This is a genomic window from Streptomyces sp. NPDC046870 (assembly GCF_040704595.1).
GTDB classification, from domain to species: domain Bacteria; phylum Actinomycetota; class Actinomycetes; order Streptomycetales; family Streptomycetaceae; genus Streptomyces; species Streptomyces argyrophylli.
Map to the genome: position 1 here is coordinate 148,492 of NZ_JBEYXM010000001.1, position 17,739 is coordinate 166,230.

The 17,739-nt window shown below is 73.9% G+C and carries 12 protein-coding genes; 3 read left to right on the forward strand and 9 right to left on the reverse strand.

The genetic code is table 11. From position 1 onward, the window contains the following. Window positions 1-292: 292 nt before the first annotated feature. The 3 genes from AB0946_RS00665 to AB0946_RS00675 all read right to left on the reverse strand — a co-directional run bounded on the left by AB0946_RS00665 (window position 293) and on the right by AB0946_RS00675 (window position 2,824). Entirely contained in the window at window positions 293-1,486 is a 1,194-nt protein-coding gene (locus AB0946_RS00665) for a serine hydrolase (protein WP_366758470.1), read from the reverse strand. Between the two features lie 156 nt (window positions 1,487-1,642). Beyond that, the gene (locus tag AB0946_RS00670; protein WP_366758471.1) at window positions 1,643-2,623 is read right to left on the reverse strand and encodes an aldo/keto reductase; all 981 of its coding nucleotides are present in this window, start codon (window positions 2,621-2,623) and stop codon (window positions 1,643-1,645) included. Between the two features lie 60 nt (window positions 2,624-2,683). Continuing rightward, the gene (locus AB0946_RS00675) at window positions 2,684-2,824 is read right to left on the reverse strand and encodes a hypothetical protein (protein WP_366758473.1); all 141 of its coding nucleotides are present in this window, start codon (window positions 2,822-2,824) and stop codon (window positions 2,684-2,686) included. A gap of 38 nt (window positions 2,825-2,862) precedes the next feature. Between AB0946_RS00675 and AB0946_RS00680 the strand changes: the two genes are divergently transcribed. After that, a complete protein-coding gene (locus AB0946_RS00680; protein WP_366758474.1) occupies window positions 2,863-3,408 on the forward strand; it encodes a DoxX family membrane protein in 546 nt (181 codons plus the stop codon). A 63-nt stretch (window positions 3,409-3,471) separates the two neighbouring features. On the opposite strand, the gene AB0946_RS00685 is transcribed toward AB0946_RS00680, so the two are convergent. Next, complete coding sequence (locus AB0946_RS00685; protein WP_366758475.1) at window positions 3,472-4,419, reverse strand: WYL domain-containing protein; 948 nt, start codon at window positions 4,417-4,419, stop codon at window positions 3,472-3,474. A gap of 157 nt (window positions 4,420-4,576) precedes the next feature. Here AB0946_RS00685 and AB0946_RS00690 point away from each other — a divergent pair, with 157 nt between their 5' ends. Continuing rightward, window positions 4,577-5,410 (forward strand): NAD(P)H-binding protein, encoded by an 834-nt coding sequence (locus AB0946_RS00690; RefSeq protein WP_366758476.1) that lies wholly within the window; start codon window positions 4,577-4,579, stop codon window positions 5,408-5,410. A 27-nt stretch (window positions 5,411-5,437) separates the two neighbouring features. Here AB0946_RS00690 and AB0946_RS00695 read toward each other — a convergent pair whose 3' ends face one another. Next, window positions 5,438-5,761, reverse strand: a complete 324-nt coding sequence (locus AB0946_RS00695; protein WP_366758477.1) for a 2Fe-2S iron-sulfur cluster-binding protein — start codon at window positions 5,759-5,761, stop codon at window positions 5,438-5,440. Between the two features lie 219 nt (window positions 5,762-5,980). On the opposite strand from AB0946_RS00695, the gene AB0946_RS00700 reads away from it, so the two are divergent. Then, window positions 5,981-7,402 (forward strand): alpha/beta fold hydrolase, encoded by a 1,422-nt coding sequence (locus AB0946_RS00700; RefSeq protein WP_366758478.1) that lies wholly within the window; start codon window positions 5,981-5,983, stop codon window positions 7,400-7,402. A 56-nt stretch (window positions 7,403-7,458) separates the two neighbouring features. Here AB0946_RS00700 and AB0946_RS00705 read toward each other — a convergent pair whose 3' ends face one another. The 4 genes from AB0946_RS00705 to AB0946_RS00720 are packed head-to-tail and all read right to left on the reverse strand — an operon-like array spanning window position 7,459 to window position 17,735. Continuing rightward, complete coding sequence (locus tag AB0946_RS00705) at window positions 7,459-8,634, reverse strand: acyl-CoA dehydrogenase family protein (RefSeq protein WP_366758479.1); 1,176 nt, start codon at window positions 8,632-8,634, stop codon at window positions 7,459-7,461. Between the two features lie 10 nt (window positions 8,635-8,644). Further along, the gene (locus tag AB0946_RS00710) at window positions 8,645-9,610 is read right to left on the reverse strand and encodes an aromatase/cyclase (protein ID WP_366758481.1); all 966 of its coding nucleotides are present in this window, start codon (window positions 9,608-9,610) and stop codon (window positions 8,645-8,647) included. Beyond that, complete coding sequence (locus AB0946_RS00715) at window positions 9,610-15,723, reverse strand: type I polyketide synthase (RefSeq protein WP_366758482.1); 6,114 nt, start codon at window positions 15,721-15,723, stop codon at window positions 9,610-9,612. The genes AB0946_RS00710 and AB0946_RS00715 overlap by 1 nt, the downstream gene beginning before the upstream one ends. Continuing rightward, entirely contained in the window at window positions 15,720-17,735 is a 2,016-nt protein-coding gene (locus AB0946_RS00720; protein WP_366758483.1) for a beta-ketoacyl synthase N-terminal-like domain-containing protein, read from the reverse strand. The genes AB0946_RS00715 and AB0946_RS00720 overlap by 4 nt, the downstream gene beginning before the upstream one ends. Between the last annotated feature and the right edge of the window lie 4 nt (window positions 17,736-17,739).

A 17,739-nucleotide genomic window follows, 5' to 3' on the forward strand; every position in this document is an offset into this window, starting at 1 on the left:
AAACGGAATTTGAACATCCGCCCTATTGCGGTCGATCAATGACATGTGCTCAACTTTTCTCCACCAGAGCTTCACAGTTGGAGCACAGAGGTTCCGCAGCCACTGCCAGGGGGGAGGCGGCGGCCGTTCCACCGGACGGGAGTTGGGGGTGGACCTCGCGGCGGGCCGCGGGGTACACACCGGCCGGTGGAACGACCGCCGCCACATACCGCCTACGACGGGTTCGCCGGCGGGGCGGGCGGTACGGCCGTTCGGCTCCGGTGCGGTGCGATGACCCGCCCCGGCACCCCGGTCAGCGTCGGCGTCGGCGCCCGCGCCCCGTCTCCGCCGCCTCGCCCGCCGTCGCTCCCGCCGTCCGTGCCCGGCGCCTGCGCAGGGTCCAGGCTCCCGCGCCTAGCAGCGCGAGCGCCCCGGCGGCGCCCTCCGCGATCCGCGCGCCCGAGCCGCCGCCGGACACCGGGCCGGGTGCGCCGGCCGCCGCCCGCACCGTCTTCCGCGCGGGCACCGGGGTCGCGCTCGCCCCGCCCGCGCTGAGCGGTTCGACCAGCAGGCCCACCGGCTGCGCCGAACGCCCGTGGGTGAAGCCCCAGTCGAGCAGCGCGGCGGTGTGCTCGTAGACGGCGTTGCCGCCCGCCTCGGGATGCATCACCGTGACCAGCAGGGTGCGCCCACCCCGGGTCGCCGCGCCGGTGAAGGTGTTCCCGGCATGGCTGGTGTAGCCGTTCTTGACTCCGATCAGGCCGTGGTACGTCTTCAGCCCCCATGCCCCGGTCAGCAGGCGGTCGGTGTTCTGGATCTGGAAGGTCTTCTTCCCGCCGGCCGGGAAGTCGGCGGTCCGCGTGCCGCAGTAGGCGCGGAAGTCGGGGTCCTTCAGGCCGTGGCGGGCGAAGAGCGTGAGGTCGTACGCCGAGGAGAGCTGCCCCTTGTGGTCGAAGCCGTCGGGGCTGACCACATGGGTGTCCAGGGCCTGGAGGTCCGCGGCCTTGGCCTGCATCTCGGCGACGGTCTTCGCGATGCCGCCGTTCATGTGGGACAGCACGTGCACGGCGTCGTTGCCCGAGCGCAGGAACACGCCCTGCCACAGCTGCTCGACGGTGTAGGTGAGGCCGGGCCTGATGCCGACGAGGCTGGAGCCGGCCGGGATGTCGGCAAGATCGGCGTCGGTGACCCGGTAGCGCTCGGTGCGGTCGAACCTCTTCAGCACGGTGTCCGCGAACAGCATCTTCAGCGTGGACGCCGGCGCGAGCCGCCGGTGCGCGTTGAAGGAGGCGAGCACCTCCCCGCTCTCGCAGTCGGCGACCAGCCAGGAGCGGGCGGTGAGCTTCTCGGGCAGCCCGGTGGCGCCGCGCACCTGGACGCCGGCGCGGACCAGCCGCTCGCCGCCGACGACGGTCGCCGCGGCGGCGGAGGTTGCCGTGGACAGGGGAAGGGCGGCGGCCGTCAGCCCGAGGACGGCACGTCGGCTGAGCCGGGAACATTCACGCACCCGGGGACCGTACACCGCGTCCAGCAGGGACTTCACGAACTGATGGCCGAGACCACACGGAATTTGCCGCGTTATGAAAGTCCGACGATCCGTGTGACGCCCTGGTGCCCGCGGCACCAGCCCCACCCGTCTCTCCCGTACGGCCTCCGGGGCCGCTCACCTGCCGAGCAGGCGGTCGATCTCGGCGGACTGCGCCGCGGTGAGGGGTCCCTTCGCGAGCGCCCCGGCGTTCTCCTCGGCCTGCGCGACGGTCCGGAAGCCGGGGATGGGGACCGTACGCGGGCTGCGGGCCCACAGCCAGGCGAGGGCGCCCTGGGCGAGGCTGCGGCCGCCGCTGGTGAGGACCGAGCGGACCGCGTCGATCCTGGCCAGCCACCCGGGATCGGCGCCGGAGCCGTCGTCCGCGTACCCCGGGAGCCAGGCGGGCGGCCGGCTGCGGATGTCCCCGGCCTCCAGCGGTTCGCCGCGCCGCCCGGCGAGCAGCCCCATGGCGAGCGGGCCGCGGTTGACGCTCGCCAGCTCCAGCCGCTCGCACAGGGCCACGACGTCCGGCGCGTCCTGGAGCACGTTGAGGGTGTGCTGCACGGCCGTGCAGTGCGGGCCCTCGGCGAAGACGGCGGCCCGCGCGGGGTCGTCGGTGCTCCAGCCGTAGGCGCGCACGAGTCCTGCGGCGACGAACTCCTCGCAGGCGTCGCGGAGTTCGGCGGCCCGCGCCGGGTCCGCGTCGGAGATGTGGAGCTGGTAGAGGTCGACGCGGTCGGTGCCGAGGCGGCGCAGGGAGGCGGTCAGGGCCCGGCGGGCGTACTCCGGGGTGGCGTCGGTGCCGGTGAGCGTGCGGGTGTCCGCGTCGAAGACGTTGCCCCACTTGGTGGCGAGGACGACGTCGTCCCGCCGCTTGCCGAGGGCCTTGGCGAGGATCTCCTCGCTGTGCCCGGTGCCGTAGGAGTCGGCGGTGTCGAAGAAGGTGACGCCGAGGTCCAGCGCCCGGCGGACGGCCCGTACGGACTCGTCGTCGTCCACCTTCCCCCAGCCGACGGGCTGCCCGTCGGCGGTGCGGTGCTCACCCCCGATGGCCCAGCACCCGAAACCGAGCGCGCTCACCTCGATGCCGCTGCGTCCCAGCGTCCGTGTCGTCATGGGCGGGACGCTAGGAGTTGGAGCGCACGCGAACACAAGCCCGGGGGCGTACGTGCTTTCTCACGCCTGCCCGGTGTCGTTGCGGTAGCGGGCGAGCAGGGTCCGGCCGCCGGCGGACTCGTCACACCCCGCCGGCGGTACCGCCACCCGAACGGCAGCCAGGACGGGCCGGGCGTCGGCCGCGGTGCGAGGGTGGGACACGGGAGGGGACGTGTCCGCCTGTCTGCTGGGGAGTCACCGTGACCTGTTACGACCGACGTGATCTGGGCCTGCTGCTGCTTCGGCTGAGCACCGGCGGAGTACTGGCGGCACACGGCGCGCAGAAGCTGTTCGGCTGGTTCGGCGGGCACGGGCTGGAGGGCACCGGCCAGTACATGGAGTCCATCGGTTTCGCGCCGGGCAAACTGAGCGCGACGGCGTCCGGCCTGGCGGAGGCGGGCGGCGGCACCCTGCTGGCCCTGGGCCTCGCGACCCCGGCGGCGGGCGCGGCGGCGGCCGGCGGGATGGCGGGGGCCGCGACCGTGCACATGCCCCACGGGTTCTTCGCGCAGGAGGGCGGCTACGAGTACGCGGCGACCCTCGGTCTGGCCGCGGCCGGCCTCGCCGTCGCCGGCCCGGGCCGGCTCTCCCTCGACCACGCCCTCGGTCACGTCTTCGACCGCGGCTGGATGGTCCCGGCCGCCCTCGGCGTGACCGCTGCGGCGACGGCCGTGATGGTGGGCGCCCGCAACCGCCGGGTACGGCGGCGGGCGGAGGGCGAACAGGAGACGTTGTTCGAGGAGTGAGCGGTCGGTCGTCCTTCGGGCTGTGGGAGCGTCTGTCCGTGTCCGCACGTTCGTTCCGGGCCCCTACGGGGCCTGATCGGCGGCCCGGGTGAGGCGGGCGGCCAGCGCGCGGAGACGGTCGTTGAGTTCCGGCGGGTCGAGGACCTGGAAGTCGACGCCCTTGAGCGCGATGTGCAGCGCGATCTCGTCCAGGGTGGCGGCGCCGGTGTGGAACAGGCACGAGTGGTCGTCGTACCGCTCCAGGCGGCCGGAGGCCGGGGAGGTGTGCTCGACGAGGGCTTCCCAGGGGCAGTGGAAGAGGACGGTCGCCCGGTAGCGGTAAGGGGCTGAGGACAGTTGGTCGGTGAGGTAGGCGGTCAGGTCCTCGGCGGGGCCGCGGCGGGGGGTGAACCGGGGACCGGACTGCGGGGCGGTGTCGATGCGGTCGAGACGGAAGGTGCGCCAGTCCTCGCGCGTCAGGTCGAAGGCCAGCAGATACCAGCGGCGGCCGGTGTGGACCAGACGGTAGGGCTCGACGCGGCGCGTCCTGCCCTGGTAGCCGAAGCGCACGCCCTCGTGTCCCCGGCACGCGGCGGCCAGCGTGGCCAGCAGGTTCGCGTCCACGGCCGGGCCGGACGCCGTCAGCGGCAGGATCGCCGACTGCATCGCCGCCACCCGGTGCTTCAGCCGCGAGGGCAGGACCTGTTCGAGCTTCGCCAGGGCCCGGAGCGAGGTCTCCTCGATGCCGGCCACCGAGCCGGACGCGGCGGCCCGCAGTCCGACGCTCACGGCGACGGCCTCGTCGTCGTCCAGCAGCAGCGGCGGCAGGGCCGCGCCGACGCCGAGCTGGTAGCCGCCGCCGGGGCCGGCCAGGGACTGCACCGGGTAGCCCAGCTCGCGCAGCCGGTCCGCGTCCCGGCGGACGGTGCGCGTCGTCACGCCCAGCTGCTCGGCCAGTTCCCGGCCGGACCAGTCGGGACGGGACTGCAGTAAGGAGAGCAGCCGCAGCAGTCGGGCCGAGGTCTCGAGCATCTGGCTGGAAACTCCTCATCGATCACGCCCGGTCGAGGACAGAACCTGTCCTCAGGGCTCCCTAGTGTCGTTCCTGCCGGCCCCCGAAGGCCGGCCGAACCACAGGCACGCAGAACCACATGCAAGCAGAACCACAAACACAGCAAGGGACAACACCATGATCCTCGTCACCGGAGCCACCGGGAACGTCGGCCGTCACGTACTGGAGATGCTGCTCGCACAGGGCCGCGAGGTGCGGGCCATGTCCCGCGAGCCGGAGCGGGCGACGTGGCCGGCCGGAGTACGGACCGTCGCGGCCGATCTGGCCGACCCGGCGTCGCTGGCCACCGCCCTGGCCGGGGTCGAGGCGGTGTTCCTGTTCGCCGTCCCCGGCAGCGGACCGGCCTTCGTCGCCGCCGCCGAGGCCGCCGGCGTACGCCGGGTCGTGCTGCTGTCCTCCGGCTCGGTGGACGACGAGGCCGAGGAGCAGGACGGGCCGATCGCCGCCTACCACGCCGAGATCGAGCAGGCGCTGCGGGGCTCCGGCCTGGAATGGACCTTCCTGCGGCCCGACGTGTTCGCCGCCAACACGCTGATGTGGGCCGGGCAGACCAAGAGCGGTGATGTCGTCCGCGGTGCCTACGCCGATGCCACCGCCGCGCCGATCCACGAGGCCGACATCGCCGCCGTGGCCGTGGCCGCGCTCACCGAGGACGGTCACGCCGGGGAGATCTACCGGCTGACCGGCCCTCAGTCGCTGAGCCACGCCGACCAGGCCGACATCATCGGCGATGTGCTCGGGCGCCCCGTCACCTACGAGGAGCTGCCCGTCGAGACGGTGCGACAGGCGATGAGTGCGCACGTGCCCGGGCCGATCCTCGACGGCATCCTCAAGGTCTGGGCCGACTCGGTCGGCCGGCCCGCCCTGGTCACGGCCGACGTCGAGAAGATCACCGGGCGGGCCGCCCGCAGCTACCGCGACTGGGTGTCCGACCACGCCGCCGCGTTCTGACGCGACCGGACCCCAAGGTGGCCCGCGTCAGACCTGCCGCTCCGGGACGTCCACCACCAGCCCGTCGATCGCCTCGGTGACCGGCAGCTGGCAGCTGAGCCGGCTGTTCTCCCGGCGCGGGCAGGCCGTCGTGTGCAGCAGCTCGTCCTCGATGTCGGACACGGCCGGCAGCGTGACCTCGCTGCTGCGGTCGACGTAGACGTGGCAGGTCGCGCACATGGCGCCGCCGCCGCACTCGCCGACGATGCCTTCGACGTGGTTGACGACCGCTCCCCGCATCACGGAGTTCCCTTCGGGGACGTCGAGGGTCGTCGCGGTTCCGTCCGGACTCCGGTAGGTGATCCTGGCCATGCGTCGTGTCCTTCCTGCGTTCGCGTACGTTGCACGGACCTGCGTCGGCGTACGTTCCACGGGTGCCTGCGGTGCTGTCGCCGCCTCACCATGCCGCGGTGTCCTGGGGAGCCACTGGGGGCTCGATCGAACGCGGCACGCCCCGCGCTCCAGGTGGTTTCGAGAGGCTCGCTGGAGCCTGGCCGGTACGTACGGCACTCATGGCCCACAGGAGGACCCATGCCGAAGACCGGCGAGCGGCTGACATGGACGGCCGCAGGACCAGGCGAACGCCTGGAGTACGCGAAGCTGGAGGTCCCGCTCGACCACAGCGATCCGGACGGCGAGCGGATCTCCCTCGCCGTCAGCCGGCTGCGTGCCAGGAATCCCGCGCGCCGGCGGGGCGTCCTGATCGGGGTGACCGGGGGGCCCGGCGGCGACGGCGGCCTCGGCACCGGCATGCCCTCCCGGCTGGCCGACACCCCCCTGGCGGAGGTGTACGACCTGATCGGCTTCGACCCGCGGGGCACCGGCGCCTCGACACCACTGCGCATCGAGGTCACCCCCACCACCGTGCCCTTCGACTCCCGGCCGCCGGACTCGGTGTTCGAGGCGATGGCCGCCGACATGCGGGAGCGCGAGCTGGGCTGCCGTCGGGCCGGCGGCGAGGCACGCCCGCACATCAACACCCGCAACACGGCCCGCGACCTGGACAGCATCCGGGTCGCCCTGGGCGAGGAGAAGCTGAACTTCCTCGGCTACGCGTACGGCAGTTACGTGGGCGCCGTCTACGGGACGATGTTCCCCGAGCACCTGGACCGCAGTGTGCTCGACTCCTGCGTGCATCCCGGCTGGACCTGGCGTCAGCAGTTCCTGGCCCAGGCGCGGGCGGTCCGCGAGAACGTGGACCGGTGGGCCGAGTGGACCGCGAGGCGCGACAACCACTTCGGCCTGGGGACGACGGCCACGCTGACCGTGGCCGCCGTGGAGGGGGTCGCCGCGGCGCTGGAGGGCCGGCTCGGGGCGGCCGTGCGTACGTCCTTCGACGGCATCGTGGGCGGCCTGGCCACCGACCGTTCGGCGTGGGAGCGGCTGGGTCTGCTGGTCGGGGCGCTGCGGGCCGCGACCGCCGAGGGCGCCGACGAGCGGACGGCCGCGCTGCTGGCCGAGCACGCCACGGGCGGCTGGGGAGCACGGGCCAGCGAGCAGTGGCGGCAGAGTGTGCTGGAGGCGGTGACGCTGGAGACGGAGTGGCCGACCGACCTGGAGACCTACTACGCGGACATGCGTACGTGCCGGGAGCGCTACCCGTACGGGCACGGGGTGCTGCGGGCGGCTCCGTGGGTCGGGGCGTTCCGCACCTTCCAGTCGCCCGAGCCGCCGACCGTGCTCGCCCGGGACGGCTATCCGGCGGGCCTGGTCGTCCAGGCCGACGGCGATCCGATGGACCACCGCGAGGGCGGTGAGGCCCTGGCGGAACTCCTCGGCCACCATCTGATCACGGTGGAGGACTCCGGCGACCACGAGGTCTACGTGCTCAGCGGGAGCAATCCGCGCCTGGAGGCGTACGTCGAGCGGTATCTGGTGGACGGGGTGCTGCCGCCGTCCCGGGTGAGTGTGCCCGGTGCGCGTCAGGCGCCGCCCGTTCCCGAGGACGCCTGATCCGAGGGGGAGGGGCCGCCGACCGGCCCCTCCCCCTCGGTGTCACGCGCCGCCCGTCAGCGGCGCTTGCCCGCAGGAACGACGTACCTGGCGTAGATCAGCTCGCGCATCACGTCGTCGCCGCCCTCCACGATCGCGACGTAGCGCAGGTCGCGCACCAGCTTCCCGATCGGATGGTCGTGGGTGTAGCCGAGCCCGCCGAACATCTCCGAGCCGGTCGTCGCCACCTGCCAGCCGGCCTGGCCGCAGAACAGCTTGGCGGCGAGGGCCGAGCGCAGGGTGCCGACCCGGTACAGCGCCGCGGCCGGGTTGTCCGCCGCCAGCAAGCGGTCGAACTCGGCCGCCGCCGCCCGGCACTGATGGCGCATCACGTCGATCGTCATCTCGATCTGGCCGAGCTTGGCGGCGAACACGGCGTTCTCCCGCAGCGGAGCGCCCTTGATCGACTTCTGGGCCGCGTACTCCATGGACAGGTCCCGGATCCGGCGGGCGACCCCGATCGCGGTGGCGGCGATGAGTATGCGGCTGGCGTTCAGGCCGATCTCCAGCAGGCGCAGGCCGTTGCCGCGCAGCCGGCCGGCGGCGGGCACCCGGCAGTCGCGCAGCCGGACCCGGTAGGTGCCCGAGCCCCGGACGCCGAGCATGTCCCAGCGCTTGACGATCTCCACCCCGGGAGTGGCACGGGGCACCGTGACGACGGCGTAGTCACCGCCGTCGTCGGCGGACCGGGCGAGCACGAGCAGGGTGTCGGCGGGTTCGGAGTTGGTGGAGAAGTACTTCTCCCCGTCGAGCACCAGATCGTCGCCGTCGCGGCGGTAGGTGGTGGAGGTGCGGTTGAGTTCGCTGCCCGCGTCCTCCTCGCTCCCGAGGATGCCGAGCCGGCCGCCGCTGCGGACGAGACGCTCCAGTACGGGTCGTGCCACCGCCTCGTCGCCGTGGAGCTGGAGCATCACCGTGCCCAGAACCGGCAGGAAGGAGCCGAACGCGAAGCCGGCGTCGCCGTAGGCCAGTTCGGACACGATGTCCACGCTGTCCCGAAGGGACACGCCGGCACCGCCGTAAGCGGCCGGGATCCACCAGTTGGCCAGCCCGGACTCGTGCATCCGGGCCGACTCGGCGGTGGGCTGTTCGGGCAGGCCGTCGAAGTACTCGGCCTTGGACAGCAGCTCCGTGCGGACGAACGCGCGGATCCGATCCAACATCTCCGTCGCACCGGCCGTGTCGGTCGTCATGGTGTCCCCCTCACCGGCCCTGGACGAACTCGCGGGCCTTGGCCATGGTGGCTCGGCTGTTCGAACCCAGCGCGTGCCGCACCGCCTGCCGGGCGTCCGCCAGCGTCGCGGGCGGGTCGGGCAGGGCCTTGATGCCGTCAGGATCGAGGAGGACCTGGTGGTGCGAGGTGATCTTCACGGTGCCTTCCGGGCCCTCCTCGAACCGCCACTCCCCGTTGTGCGCGTGGAGCACCGGCGGCAGCGTGGTCTGCTTGTAGGTGATCCGCCGCAGCGGCTCGCAGACCCGACCGGACGCCGTGGTGTGCAGCGAGCCGTCCGGGGAACGGGTGTCCATCTCCATGAACTGCAGCCCGGTCTCCTCCTCACGCAGTTCGATCCGTGCCACGTGCGGAAGGCGCTCCGGCCACCGGGACGCCTCGTAGACGAAGGCGTACGCCTCCTCGATCGAGCCGGTGAAGGTCTCGGTGTCGGCGAAGTCGAACAGCAGCTCCCGCTCCGTGTCACCTCGCTCGGCCGCCCGCTTGAGGTGCTCCAGTTCCGAGCGGCTGTTGGTGTCGACGGCCCGGGTGATGCGCTCATGGGCCACCGGGTCGCCGTCGACCGCCCGGTAGAAGTGGTCGAGCTCCACCGTGCAGCCGCCGTCGCCCCGCTCGGTGATCCGCCAGGTGCCGCCCATGGCCGCGACCGGCTCGCGCGGCTGGACCTGTTCGAACCGGATCCGGAACGCGACGGGGTCCAGCCGGCGCCGCGACTCCCAGGTGCGCAGCTCGCCGTTGGCGAGCGCCCAGATCCGGATCCGCTCGTCGGTCTCGTCGCCGCCGGTCCGCTCGGCCCGCACGGTGGGCGGGAAGTACAGCGGCCACAGGCCCACTTCGGCGACGATCCGGTAGACCGCCGTCGCCGGGGCCGCTACCTCGATGCGGTGGGTCACTTCGGTCGTGCCGTCGATGGTGCCGGTTACGGCGTCGCGTGCCATCACGCGCCCTCCAGTCCTGAGATGAACTTGACAAGTGCCTGCGGCGTCGGGTGGTCCAGTACGACGCCGACGGGGAGCCGCAGCCCGGTCGCGGTGGTGAGCCGGTTGCGCAGGTCGACGCTGAGCAGCGAGTCGAAGCCGAGTTCCTTGAAGGAGTCCTCGGGGCCGACGGCGGACGGTTCGAGGTAGCCCAGGACCTCGGCGGTGTGGGTACGGACGAGCCGCATGAGGTCGTCGCCCCCCGGGGCCTCCGCCGGGGCGGGCGCGGGGGCGGCGGCGGGCGCGGGGGCGGGCGCGGGGGTGGCAGCGGGCGCGGGGGCGGGCGCCGGTGCGGAGGGCGTGCGGGGTGTGTCCGTCCGGGGAAGGTCCTGGAGGTCCGGGAGGTCACCGAGCAGACGGGCCGCACGGCTCCCGGGCAGCAGCTCGTCCGCGGCGAGCCGCAGCGGCACCCGGACCGGCGCGGGCGAGGCCAGGTTCTCGAAGAGGAGCCGCATCCCGTCCCGGCTGTCCAGCGGGGCGATCCCGATCCGGGCCAGCGCGGCGGTGTCGGCCTCGGTCAGATGACCGGTCATCCCGGTGGGCAGCCGCCACAGGCCCCACGCCAGCGATGTCGCCTCCAGACCCCGCGCCCGGCGGTACTGCGCGAGGGCGTCCAGGTAGGTGTTGGCCGCAGCGTAGTTCGCCTGGCCCGGGTTGCCGAGCACCCCGGCCACCGAGGAGAACAGCACGAACGCCGACAGGTCCAGGTGCCGGGTGAGCCGGTGCAGATGCCAGGCTCCGGCGACCTTGGGCCGCAGCACCGCCCGGAGCTGGACCGGCGTGAGCCCGGTGACCAGCCCGTCGCGCAGCACCCCGGCGGTGTGGAAGACGCTGCCGGGCTCGTACTCGGCGACGACCTTCGCGACGGCGTCGGCGTCGGTGACGTCGCAGGCCACCACGGACACCTGGGCGCCGTACGCGGTCAGTTCCCCGGTCAGCTCCGCCGCGCCCTCGGCGGCCGGCCCGCTCCGGCTCACCAGCACCAGATGCCGGGCGCCGCGCTGGGTGACCAGGTGCCGGGCCAGCTCGGCGCCGAGACCGCCGGTCCCGCCGGTGATCAGCGTCGGGCGCAGCGGATCGTAGGAGCGCGGCATGGTCAGCACGAGCTTGCCCTGGTGGCGGGCCCGGCTGAGCATGCGCAGCGGCACGCGGCCGTCCCGGACGTCCCAGGTGCGCACCGGCAGGTGGACCAGGGCGCCCGTCTCGAACAGGGCGACGAGTTCGTCCAGGACCTCGCTGATCCGGTCCGGCTCGACGCCCAGGATGTTGTACGCCCGGTAGGTGATCCCGGGGTGCTCGGCCTCGGTCGCGGCCACGTCACGCAGATCGGTCTTGCCCATCTCGGCGAACCGGCCGCCCGGCGCCAGCAGGCCGAGGGAGAGGTCGAGTGCCTTGCCCGACAGCGAGTTCAGTACGACGTCCATGCCCCGGCCGCCGGTGACGGCCCGGAACTCGTCGGCGAAGTCGAGCGTGCGGGAGGAGGCGATGTGGTCGTCGGCAACGCCCCAGGCGCGCAGCGTCGCCTGCTTGTCGGGGCGGGCGGTGGCGAACACGTCGGCGCCCAGGTGCCGGGCGAGCTGGAGCGCCGCGAGCCCGACGCCGCCGGTCGCGGTGTGGATCAGCACCTTGTCGCCCGGCCGGGTGCCGGCCACGTCGACGAGGCACTGGTAGGCGGTGATGAACACGATGGGCACGCCGGCCGCCTGGCCGAAGCTCCAGCCGTCCGGAAGGGGCTTGACCATGCGTTCGTCGGCAACGGCCACCGGGCCCAGCGATCGCTCGAACATCCCGAACACCCCGTCGCCGGCCGCGAAGCGGGTCACCTCGGCGCCGACCTCGGTGATCACGCCCGCGCCTTCGCTGCCCATGGTCTTCTCGGTGGCGACGAGGCCGAGACCGACGGTGATGTCACGGAAGTTGAGCCCGGCCGCGCGTACCTCGATCCGTACCTGACGGGGGCCCAGCTCGGCCTCGGCCTCCGGGTGTTCGACGAGCGCGAGGTCGTCGAGGGTGCCCTTGGTGGTGACGTCGAGCCGCCAGGCCCGGCTTCCGGCCGGGGGCCGCAGCCCGCTCTCGCGGGCGGTCCGCAGCCGCGGCCGGTACAGCCGCCCCGCCCTCAGGGCCACCTCGGGCTCACCGCTGGCGAGCGCCTGCGGCAGGGCCCGCAGGGATGCCGGGTCCTCGTCGACGTCGATCAGCACGAAGGTGTCGGGGTGCTCGGCCTGCGCCGAGCGCACCAGTCCGGTGACCGCCGAGGCGGCCAGGTCACGGACGGGTTCGCGGTCGGAGACGGCGAGCGCGCCACGGGTGACCACAGCGAGCCGCGAGGCGGTGAACCGGGAGTCGGCGCGCCAGCTCTGCACCAGGTCGGCGGCGGCGAGGGTCAGCCGCTCGGCATGGGCCGGGGAGCCGTCCGCGCCCGGGGCGGAGCCGAGCGGGGCCACCACGATTCCCGGTGCCGGGAGCGTCACCGACTCCAGGTCGGGGAAGTCCGGCCGGTCCCACAGGTCGCCCGCGCCCACCGTCACCCACTCGTCGGGGCCGGGCGTGTCCGTGCCGCGCAGCCGCTCCCACGCCGGTTCGAGGCTGACGCCCCGGTCTTCGGCGGGCAACGGCCGCAGCGCCAGCGACCGCACCGAGCCGACGAGCCGGTCCTGGCCGTCGAAGAGGGTCACGGACAGATCGCCTCCGTCCGGTGACGCGTGCACGCGCAGGGTCCGGGTGTCGGTGGGCAGCAGGACGGTGTCACGCCAGGCGAACGGCACCAGCAGGCCCGCACCGGCCTGGAGCACGGCCGGGTGCAGGGCCGCGTCGAGCAGGGCCGGGTGCGCGGTGACGAAGTCGCCCGGGTCGGCGTCGGGCAGGGCCACCTCGGCGAGGATCTCCGTACCGCGCGTCCACAGTCCGCGCAGTCCGGTGAAGGCCGGGCCGTAGTGGTAGCCGCGCCGGGCGAGCCGCTCGTAGGCGTCGCTGAGGTCGACCGGGGAGGCGCCGTCGGTGGACCAGCGGGCGGGCGGGGCGGCCGGCGCGGGGTCGCGGCCGGCCAGCGCGCCCGTGGCGTGCTGCACCCAGCCGCCGTCGGGCCGGCGCGCATGCAGGGTCAGGGACCTGCGTCCGGCGGTGTCCTCGGGTTCGAGGACGATCCGCAGATCCGCCGCCCCCTGCTCGGGCAGCGGCAGCGGCACGCCGAGGGTGAGGTCGGCCACGACGGGGCGGCCGATGCGTTCGCCGACCTCGCCGAGCAGAGACAGGAACACGGTCGCCGGCACCAGCGCGGCCCCCCGGACCACATGGTCGGCCAGCCACGGGTACCGCTCGCGGTCGACGGACGCGGTGACGACGGTCTGGCCGGAGGGCAGCTCGGTCGGCGCCGTGGTGAACGCGCCGCCGTCGTCACCGGTTCCGGCGGACGGGGCGGTCACCCAGAAGCGGGTGCGGTCGAACTGGAAGGAGGGCAGGTCGATCTGACGGCCCTCCGGCTGCAGCGGGGCGAGGTCCACCGGTCCCGCGGAGTCGGGGAGGGTCACGGCCGACGCCAGGAACTGGCCGGCACCGCCGCTGTCCCGGCGCAGGGTGCCGAGCACGGTGCCGGTCGCCCCGGCCGCGTCCAGGACCTCCTGGACGCCGAAGGTCAGCACGGGGTGCGGGCTGACCTCGATGAAGGTCCGGTGCCGTCGCTCCACCAGCCCCCGCAGCACCGGCTCGAACCGCACGGTGTTGGTCAGGTTGTCGCACCAGTACTGCGCGTCCATCTCCGCGGTGTCGATGACGGTGCCGGTCAGCGTCGAATGGAGCTTGATGTCGGAGGAGCGCGGGGAGATCCCGGCCAGGTCGGTGAGCAGGCGGTCCTCGAGCCGCTCCATCGCCTCGGTGTGCGACGCGTAGTCGACCTCGATGCGCCGGGCGTCGATGCCCTGGCGTTCGCAGCGGGCCAGCAGATCGGTGAGGCCCGCGACGTCCCCGGCGACCACGGTCGAGGTCGCGGAGTTGACCGCCGCGACGCTCACCCCGTCCACGCTGTTGAGCAGCCGCTCGGTCTCCTCGGCTCCCAGCAGGACGGACGCCATCCCGCCGGGGGGCGCGAGCTGCGCCAGGGCCTGGCTGCGCAGGGCCACCACCCGGCAGGCGTCGGCGAGGCCGAGCGCACCGGCCACATGGGCCGCGGCGATCTCTCCCTGGGAGTGGCCGACGACCGCGGCGGGCCGGACACCGACCGACTTCCACAGCGCGGCCAGCGACACCATCATCGAGAACAGCGCGGGCTGGACGACGTCGACCCGTTCCAGCCCCTCGCCGCGCAGCGCGTCGGTCAGCCGCCAGCCGCACAGCGGGGCCAGCTCCTCCGCGCAGGCCTCCATGGCGGCGCGGAAGACCGCCGACTCCTCCATCAGGGCGAGACCCATGCCGCGCCACTGCGATCCCTGCCCGGGAAAGACGAAGACCGGCCCGGCCAGGTCGCGGTACGACTCGGTGCGCAGCACGGTCGGCGACTGGTAGCGCCCGGGCGTTCTCGGCAGCGGCGCGTCGCAGGCCAGCGACTCCAGTCCGGTCAGCAGGTCTTCGCGGCTGTCGGCGATCACGATGCCGCGCTGCCGGAACCCGCTGCGGGCGCGCAGGGTGTGCGCCACGTCCTCGGGCGCGTCCTGCGGTGTTCGGCCGACGTGGTCGGCGAGGGCCCCGGCCTGGGCGCGCAGCGAGTCGGCGTGCGGGGCGGAGAGGGTCCACACCAGCGGTGTCGTCGCGCCGGCGGCGGGTTCCCGCTCGGGCTCGGGCTCGGCCTCCTCGATCACCAGGTGGGCGTTGGAACCGCTGATCCCGAACGAGGAGACGCCGGCCCGCCGCGGTCCGTTCCCCCGCTCCCACGTGCGCGCCTGCGTCAGCAGCGCGAGGCCGCTGCGGTCCCAGTCGATGTGGTGGGTGGGCCGGGAGATGTTCAGCGTGGCGGGCAGGACACCGGCGCGCAACGCCTCCACCATCTTGATCACACCACCGACGCCCGCCGCGGCCTGGGCGTGCCCTATGTTCGACTTCAGCGAGCCCAGCCAGAGCGGCCGGTCGGCATCGCGGCCCTGGCCGTAGACGGCGGACAGTGCCCGCGCCTCGATGGGGTCGCCGAGTTCGGTGCCGGTGCCGTGTGCCTCGACCACGTCGACGTCGTGCGGGTCGAGTCCGGCCTGGCCGAGGGCCTGCCGGATGACGTCCTCCTGGGCCGCCCGGTTGGGCGCGGTGAGTCCGTTGCTCCCGCCGTCCGAGTTGGTGGCGGTGCCCCGGACCACGGCGAGCACCCGGTGGCCGCGCGCGCGGGCGTCCGAGAGGCGCTCCAGCAGCAGCAGTCCGGCGCCCTCCGCCCAGGCGGTGCCGTCCGCGTCGTCGGAGAAGGGACGGCAGCGCCCGTCGGCGGAGAGTCCGCCCTGCCGGGTGAAGTCGACGAACATGCCGGGCGTCGACATCACCGCGACCCCGCCGGCCAGCGCCAGGTCGCACTCGCCGGCGCGCAGCGCCCGCACGGCCAGGTGTACGGCGACCAGCGAGGACGAGCACGCCGTGTCCACGGTGAGGGCCGGGCCGCGCAGTCCGAAGTAGTAGGCGATGCGCCCCGAGGCGACGCTGGTCGAGCTGCCGGTGATGCGGTAGCCGCCGGCGCCCTGGTTGTCCTCGTGCAGGCGCGGCCCGTACTCCTGGGCCATCGCCCCGACGAACACGCCGGTGTTGCTGCCCGTCAGGGCGTCCCGGCTCAGGCCGGCCCGCTCGAAGGTCTCCCACGCCGTCTCCAGCAGCACCCGCTGCTGGGGGTCCATTCCCTCCGCCTCGCGGGGCGAGATGCCGAAGAACTTGGCGTCGAAGCGGTCGGCGTCGTCGAGGAAGCCGCCGCGGGTGGTGCTGGAGCGGCCGTCGGCGAGGTCCGCCGCACGCCAGCCGCGGTCGGTCGGGAAGGAGGACGTCGCGTCGCGGCCGTCCGCGACCAGCTGCCACAGGTCCGCGGGCGTACGCACACCGCCCGGGTAACGGCAGCCCATGGCCACGATGGCGACAGCTTCCTGGTCACCGTCCAGTGGTCCGGTCTGGGGAGTCATCGAAACTCGTGACCTTTCGTGTCGTCCGCCCGGAGCGCCTCGATGAGCGCCGCCGGAGTGGGGTGGTCGAACAGCAGGGTCGTCGGCAGGACACGGCCGATGGCCCTGCCGACGGCGGTACGCAGCGCCACGGCCATGCGGGAGTCCAGACCGAGGTCGGTGAAGGTGGCGTCGAGATCGAGGTCGGCGCCGGGTGCCCGGCCGAGGATCTCGGCGGTGAGGTCGAGGACCAGGTCCAGCGGGTCTCCGGACCACGGGGGCGCGGAGCCCTCGGTGGCGGGGCCGGTGGGCGTCGCCGTGTCCAGCCAGTACGGGCGCCGCTGGAAGGCGTACAGCGGCAGACCGGCCGGGCGGGCCCGCGGGCCGTAGACCGCGAGCCAGTCCACCGGCTTGCCCAGCACGAAGGCGGCACCCGCCGTCGCGGCGGCCGTGGCGGGCTCGTTCCCGGCTGCCGGCCCTGCCGTCTCGGCTCCCGGCCGGCCCGTGAGGATCGTCGCCCCGTCGGGGGAGGTTCCGTCGGCCAGCTCCCGGAGCCGGGTGACCAGTTCCTCGCGCGCGCGGACGATGACGGCGGCGCGTACGGACAGGGCCGAGCGGGTCGTCGCGGAGGCGAGGCCGAGGTCGCGGAGGTCCACCTCGTCGTGGCGCTCCACCTGGTCGGCCAGCCGGGCCGCCTGGGCCCGGAGCGCCGCGTCGGTGTGCCCGGAGAGCAGCACGGGCACCGGCTCGTCGGACTCCGGCGTACGGGACGCCGGTGCGGCGGCCTCCCGCCGGGGCGCCTCGCCGAGCACGGCGTGGGCGTTCGTGCCGCCGAGGCCGAAGGACGAGACGCCGCAGACCAGCGGTCCCTCGTCGGCCGGCCAGGTCCGCCGTCGGGTGCTGACGCGCAGCCGCAGCCCGTCGAGGTCGATGTCGGGGTTGGGCCGCCGGTGGTTGAGGGTCGGCGGGAGTTCGCGGTGGAAGATGCTCGCCGCGGTCTTGATCAGTCCGGCGATGCCGGCCGCGCCCTCCAGGTGCCCGATGTTGGTTTTCACCGAGCCGACCAGCAGCGGCCGGTCCGCGGGCCGGCCCCGGCCGAGGACACCACCGAGGGCTCGGGCCTCCACCGGATCGCCGGCCTTGGTGCCGGTGCCGTGCAGTTCCACGTACGCGACCCCGGCCGGATCCACACCGGCCCGGCGGTAGGCCTCGGCCAGCATGTTCTGCTGGGCGACCTGGGTGGGGGTGGTCAGACTGGCGCCGCCGCCGTCGTTGTTGACGGCGGTGGCCAGCACGGTGCAGTACACCCGGTCCCCGGCGGCGAGGGCTGCCTCCAGCGGCTTGAGCACCAGGATGCCGGCGCCCTCGCCTCGTACGATCCCGTCGGCACCGGCGTCGAAGGTGTGGCAGCGGCCGGTCGGCGACATCGCCCCGAGCTCCTCGATCAGCCAGTCGCCCGTCGGGGTCAGGTTGATCTGGACGCCCGCGACCACCGCGGTCGTGCACTCCCCGCGCCGCAGACTGCCCAGCGCCTGGTCGAGGGCGGTCAGCGAGGAGGACTGGCCGGTGTCGACGACCGTGCTGGGGCCGGTGAACCGGAAGAAGTAGGAGAGGCGGTTGGCGAGGAAGGTCCGTGCCGTGCCGGTCATGGTGTAGGCGTCCACCGCTGCGGACATACGGCTCAGCAGCGCGTAGTCGTCCGAGCAGCATCCGACGAAGACGCCCGTCGCCCCGCCGGCCGTGGGCGGGATACGCGCGTCCTCCAGAGCGTGCCAGCACAGTTCGAGCAGCAGGCGCTGCTGCGGGTCCATCAGGGCGGCCTCGTGCGGCGAGATCCCGAACAGCTCCGCGTCGAAGAGCTCGACGTCGCGCAGGTACCCGCCGGGACGGCGGCCGTCGCGCAGTCCCGTACCCGGGCCGATGGCGTCGCCGCCCCGGCGCAGCATCCGCCAGAAGCCGTCGAGATCGTCGGCGCCGGGGAAGCGGCAGGCCATGCCCACCACGGCCACGGGCTCCCCGGACGCAGCGGTCATGCGG